This window comes from Dietzia cercidiphylli, from assembly GCF_014145145.1.
Taxonomy (GTDB): domain Bacteria; phylum Actinomycetota; class Actinomycetes; order Mycobacteriales; family Mycobacteriaceae; genus Dietzia; species Dietzia natronolimnaea.
In genome coordinates, this window is the sequence record NZ_JAALEA010000211.1 from 1 (window position 1) to 4,817 (window position 4,817).

General features: G+C 69.8%; 4 protein-coding genes and 1 pseudogene. 2 read left to right on the top strand and 3 right to left on the bottom strand.

Translation table 11 applies throughout. The features are described from left to right. The 3 genes and pseudogenes from G6028_RS08165 to G6028_RS08175 form a co-directional block, all read right to left on the bottom strand. Nucleotides 1-236 (bottom strand): annotated as a pseudogene (locus tag G6028_RS08165) (hypothetical protein); the annotation flags it as partial. 24 nt (nt 237-260) lie between these two features. Beyond that, entirely contained in the window at nt 261-1,349 is a 1,089-nt protein-coding gene (locus G6028_RS08170; RefSeq protein WP_182610744.1) for an inositol-3-phosphate synthase, read from the bottom strand. After that, nucleotides 1,346-1,897 carry a PadR family transcriptional regulator gene (locus G6028_RS08175; RefSeq protein WP_179526060.1) on the bottom strand — a complete coding sequence of 184 codons (552 nt, stop codon included), beginning with the start codon at nt 1,895-1,897 and terminating at the stop codon, nt 1,346-1,348. Before G6028_RS08175 ends, G6028_RS08170 begins: the two co-directional genes overlap by 4 nt. Before the next feature lie 305 nt (nt 1,898-2,202). On the opposite strand from G6028_RS08175, the gene G6028_RS08180 reads away from it, so the two are divergent. Then, nucleotides 2,203-2,601, top strand: a complete 399-nt coding sequence (locus G6028_RS08180) for a DUF5318 family protein (protein WP_182658587.1) — start codon at nt 2,203-2,205, stop codon at nt 2,599-2,601. A 119-nt stretch (nt 2,602-2,720) separates the two neighbouring features. Continuing rightward, nucleotides 2,721-4,817: transglycosylase domain-containing protein (locus tag G6028_RS08185; protein ID WP_182658586.1), on the top strand; the 2,097-nt coding region annotated here is incomplete at its 3' end.

Below are 4,817 nucleotides of genomic sequence, written 5' to 3' on the forward strand. Positions count from 1 at the left end.
GCGGACGCCGTGGGTGCGGAGACGGGATCGGCGGTCTCGGCCACGGGCGAGGGGGACGGGGGAGTCGACGACGACGAGGTGGTCGCCTGCGTCGTCGGCGAGGTGGGGGCCGCTGCCTCCTCCGCCCCCGAGCACGCGGCGAGCGCGACCCCGGCCGCCATCGCGAGTGCGATGACTGCCGGGACACGGCGACGCCCGGTGGGGGAGAGCTGGCGGTTCGTCGCGGTGTGGGTCATGCGTTCCTGTTCTTCCAGCGGGGGTCAGGCTCCGATGATGAAGGCCTCGAGCTCGGCGCGGGCCTTGTCGTCGGCCATCTGCTCCGGCGGGGACTTCATGAGGTACGCCGACGCCGGCAGGATCGGTCCGCCGATGCCGCGGTCCTTGGCGATCTTGGCCGCCCGGACGGCGTCGATGATGATGCCGGCCGAGTTGGGCGAGTCCCACACCTCGAGCTTGTACTCGAGGTTGATCGGAGCATCGCCGAACGCGCGTCCCTCGAGGCGAACGTACGCCCACTTGCGGTCGTCGAGCCACTCCACGTAGTCGGAGGGGCCGATGTGCACGTTGCGGTCGTGGATCTTGTCCTTGAGGGAGCCCTCGAGGTTGGAGGTCACGGCCTGGGTCTTGGAGACCTTCTTGGACTCCAGGCGCTCGCGCTCGAGCATGTTCTTGAAGTCCATGTTGCCGCCCACGTTGAGCTGGTAGGTCCGGTCCAGGGCGACACCGCGGTCCTCGAACAGCTTGGCCATCACGCGGTGCGTGATGGTGGCGCCGACCTGCGACTTGATGTCGTCGCCCACGATCGGGACGCCGGCGGAGCGGAACTTCTCGGCCCACACGGGGTCGGAGGCGATGAAGACGGGCAGGGCGTTGACAAAGGCGACGTCGGCGTCGATGCAGCACTGGGCGTAGAACTTGTCCGCCTCCTCGGATCCCACCGGCAGGTAGCTGACCAGCACGTCGACCTCGGCGTCGCGCAGGGCCCGGACCATGTCCACGGGCTCGGCGTCGGACTCCTCGATGGTCTGGCGGTAGTACTTGCCCAGCCCGTCGAGGGTGGGTCCGCGCTGGACGCTGACGCCGGTCGGCGGCACGTCGCAGAGCTTGAGGGTGTTGTTCTCCGAGGCGTTGATCGCCTCGGCGAGGTCCATGCCGACCTTCTTGCCGTCGACGTCGAACGCGGCGACGAACTCGACGTCCCGGACGTGGTAGTCGCCGAACTTGACGTGCATGAGGCCGGGGACGGTCTGGTCGATCGCCGCGTCCTTGTAGAACTCGACGCCCTGCACGAGCGAGGACGCGCAGTTGCCGACGCCGACGATCGCGACGCGCACCTTCTTGTCGGTCATGGGGATTCTCCTTGTGATGGGTTCTCTGTCTGGATGAGCTCGTTGATCCAGCGCAGCTCGCGCTCGCTGGTCTCGAGGCCGAGCAGGGTGAGCTGCCGGGCGTAGCGCAGTTCGGTCGGGCCGGTCCGGGTGGCCGCGTCCCGTTGGCCCTCGCGCCGCTCCTCGAGGACCCGCCGCCGGCCCTCCAGGAGCCGCACCCGGGCGGGCCCGGGGGTGCGGTCGAAGAAGGCCAGGTGGACGCCGAAACCGTCGTCGTTGAACGACGCGGCCCCGGGCTCGTCGAGCAGGGCGGCCAACGTCTCCTTGCCCCCGGCGGTGATGCGGTAGGTCTTGCGACCGCGTCGTGCGGTGGCCGGCGGACGCGTGGCGGTGGCCGCGGTGGCGTCCTCGACGATGTCTCCCTGTTGCCGGAGGCGACGCAGGGTGGGGTAGAGCGAACCGAAGGACACGGTCCGGACGGTGCCCAGCATCTCGGACAGGCGCTTGCGCAGCTCGTAGCCGTGCATGGGCCGCTCGTCGAGCAGCCCCAGGATCGCCAGTTCGAGCACCACACCCCTCCCCTCGACGTCTCATGCCTGCGGGTTTCCGCGACGGTCACCGAGAGTACACCTTTGGATGTATCGCGCCGATATACCCGTCCGTGACATCGGGCGGACGGATCGAGACAGACGCGGGCCCCGGACCCCCGGCCTCGCGCCCCGGACCCCCCGTGCTCGTGCCCCGGACTCGCGCGGAGGTCCGGCGCGAGTCGTAGGCTGATCCCGTGGACCACGCCGACTTCCGCCCCCGGCGACCCGGCCCCCCGCCGGGACCGGAGGACCCCACCGGCCGCGACGCCCTCCGGCGTCGACGGGTGGTGGATTTCGCCCTGCGGCGTCGAGGGGTGTTGGCGGATCTCCGTGAGGGGGTCTCGGCACTTCGCGAGGTGTGCGACGCGGACGTCTATCTGCTGCGTGCGGCGAGTTTCCACGGCGTGGAGACCGGGACCGTGTGCCCCGTGTGCCGCAAGGAGAACCTCACCGAGGTGTCCTGGGTGTTCGGCGACGACCTGGGTGCGGCGTCCGGCTCGGCGCGCAGTGCGGACGAGATAGAGCAGCTGGCACTGACCCACGACGCGTTCACCGTGCACGTGGTGGAGGTGTGTCGCAGCTGCTCGTGGAACCACCTGGTGGAGTCCTACGAAGTGGGTCTGGCCTCCGGGGAGGGCAGGCGCGTGCGCCGGGCGGTGCGGGACCTCCGCCGGCACCGCTGAGAGCCCTCCCCGGGTGCGGTGAGTTCCGAGTGGAGCGCGATTTCGTACACAATGGACGGCAATGCACCGTCAGCGGGGGTCACCCGTACCGGTCGGAGCTGCTCGCAGGAGGGTAGAAGATGTCGCAAAGTGACAGGACGCGTGGGAGATCTGACGGGGATCGGGACGACTCCTCGCCCCGGCGCGGCTGGTTCCGGCGTCACCCTGCCTGGACGACGCTGATCCTCGTCGTCGTCGTCCTGTTGGTGATCCCGCTGGTGATCGTCGGGGTGACCTACAACCGCACCGAGATCCCCCGCCCGGGCAGCGTGGCCACCAACCAGATCTCCGAGATCTACACCAACGACGGCACGACCATGATCGGGCGCATCGTCCCACCGGAGGGCAACCGCACCCTGGTGGAGGTCGACGCCATCCCCGTGCACGTGCGCAACGCCGTCATCGCCGCGGAGGACCGCAGCTTCTACACCAACGAGGGCTACGACCCCACGGGCATCGGCCGCGCGGTGATCGGGCAGGTCACCGGCGAGTCGAGCGCCGGCGGCGGGTCCACGATCACGCAGCAGTACGTCAAGAACACCATGGTCGGCGACGCTCCCACCTACGAGCGCAAGGCCAGGGAGATCATCATCGCGGCCAAGATGACCAACGAGTGGTCCAAGGACCAGATCCTCGGGGCCTACCTCAACACCATCTACTTCGGCCGCGGCGCGTACGGCATCGCCGCCGCCTCCACCGCCTACTTCAACAAGCCGGTGGAGAGCCTCACCGTGGAGGAGGGCGCGCTTCTCGCGGGGGTCATCCAGTCGCCGTCCGCGCTGGACCCGCTCAACAACGCCGCCGCCTCCGAGGGCCGCTGGAACTACGTGATGGACGGCATGCGCGACATGGGGGCCATCGACGCCCAGCAGCGTGGCATGGCGGAGTTCCCCCAGGTCGTGGAGGATCCCCAGGCGGTGGACCAGAACGTGGGCGACCCCACCAACGGGGCGATCCGTCGTCAGGTGCTGGCGGAGCTGGCGATGGCCGGCCTGGACGAGCAGATGCTCAACACCCGCGGGCTCAAGATCACCACCACGATCGACCCGTCCACCCAGGACGCCGTGGTCGAGGCCGCTCGCAGCAACATGCAGGGGGAGAGGCCCGAGAACCGGACGGCGGTGGTCTCCATCAACCCCCGCACGGGCGGCGTGATCGGCTACTACGGCGGCGAGGACGCCGAGGGGTGGGATTACGCCAACGCTCCGCTGCAGACCGGTTCCACCTTCAAGATCTTCGGCGTGGCCGCCGCCCTCGAGCAGGGGATCGGGTTGGGCACCCAGATCTCCTCGGCGCCCGTGACCACCGGAAACGTCACCGTCACCAACGTCCAAGGCCAGTCCTGTGGGTCGTGCTCGGTCGCGATGGCGCTCAAGATGTCCCTCAACACCTCGTTCATCCGCCTGCAGCGGATGCTGAACAACGGCGCCAACGACGTCCGGGAGATGGCCCACCGCACGGGCGTCGCCAAGGAGATCCCCGGACTGCCGTGGGAGACCCTCACCGAGCAGGGCGAGGACCCCTACGACGGCCTGATCCTGGGCCAGTACCCGATCCGGGTGCGCGACATGGCCACGAGCCTGGCCACCTTCGCGGCCGAGGGCGTCCACCGGCCGACCCACTTCATCGAGAAGGTCGAGACGGCCGACGGTGAGGTCCTGCTGGACAACTCGGCCCCCGAGGGTGAGGAGGTGGTGGACGCCGACGTGGCCAACAACCTCACCTCCGCGATGGAGCCGATCGCCGCCTATTCCAACGGCAAGTCGCTGGCGGGCGGACGCCCCTCGGCGGCCAAGTCCGGCACCACCCAGCTCGGCGACACCGGGTACAACAAGGACGCCTGGTTCGTGGGCTACACCCCGTCCATCGCCACGGCGGTGTGGGTGGGGACCGACGACAACCAGCCGTTGCTCAACGCGTGGGGCGGGACGATGTACGGGTCCGGGCTCCCCGCGGACATCTGGAAGTCGGCGATGGACGGCGCGCTGTCCGGGACCGACTGGGAGAGCTTCCCGTCCCCCGGGTACATCGGTGGCCAGGCCGGCGCGTCCCAGTGGGAGTCCTCCGGCACGGGGACCGGGAACACCGGCGGGACGGGTGCCACCCAGCAGGCGGTCCCCCAGCCCAGCGTCGCCCCCGCCCCCGCGCAGCCCGCTCCGGCTCCCGGGGCGCCGGGT

What these genes read in the sequence shown, in the direction of transcription:
- G6028_RS08170 (WP_182610744.1), bottom strand. Translation starts at nt 1,349, where the DNA reads ATGACCGACAAGAAGGTGCGCGTCGCGATCGTCGGCGTCGGCAACTGC.